Source organism: Pseudomonas sp. EA_65y_Pfl1_P113 (assembly GCF_963970525.1).
GTDB classification, from domain to species: domain Bacteria; phylum Pseudomonadota; class Gammaproteobacteria; order Pseudomonadales; family Pseudomonadaceae; genus Aquipseudomonas; species Aquipseudomonas tritici.
On record NZ_CAXAQM010000157.1, the window covers coordinates 1 to 723 of the forward strand.

The following is a 723-nucleotide window of genomic DNA, read 5'->3' on the forward strand; positions in this document are numbered from 1 at the left end:
CGACGTCGTACGGTGCCGGTGCCGCCAACCCATCGCGGCGGCGGACGTATGCGCAGCATGGCGATGGAACTTGGCTCTCGAAATGGATGCAGAACGGCACAATAGCGGGCTGCAACTCCTGATCGTCAACGAGCGTGCGCGTCTGTTGCGCTTTCTGGCGGTGCGCGGCGCGGGCGACGAAGCCGAGGATGTGCTGCAGGATTTGTGGCAACGCGTCGCGCTGTCGACCAGCCAGCCTGTCGTCGATCCGATCTCCTATCTCTTTCGCGCGGCCGAGAACCTGATGCGCGACCGGCACCGCTCGAATGTCAGCCGCGTGCGGCGACAGCAGGATTGGCACAGCACCGGCGATACCCCGCAGGATGTGCCGGGCGGCGAACGCGTGCTGATCGCGCGGCAGCGGTTGCGCGAAGCCGACGCCGTCCTCGCCGCCTTGGGGCCGCGGGTCGATCGGGTGTTTCGGAGCTATCGCCTGGAAGGGGAAAGCCAGGCATCGATTGCAAAGACATTGGGGGTGAGTTTGAGCTCGGTCGAGAAGGATTTGCAAAAGGCGTATCGGGCCTTGGCGGCGCTAAAGGTAAAGTTGGATGCGGAATGAGCGCTACCACTCCGTCATTAGGGGGATATGGTCATGAACGCGCCTGAATCTGCAACGGTCGAGGAAACCGCGCGCCGCTGGGTGATCCGGGTTCACGACGCGTCCTTTGCGGATTGGGACGGCCT

1 protein-coding gene is annotated in these 723 nt (G+C 63.9%); it reads left to right on the forward strand.

Going from position 1 to position 723, the window contains the following annotated elements; genetic code table 11:
* A partial coding sequence (locus AACY52_RS28855; protein ID WP_339561151.1) for an RNA polymerase sigma factor occupies positions 1-598 on the forward strand: 598 nt, incomplete at its 5' end.
* Positions 599-723: the final 125 nt, after the last annotated feature.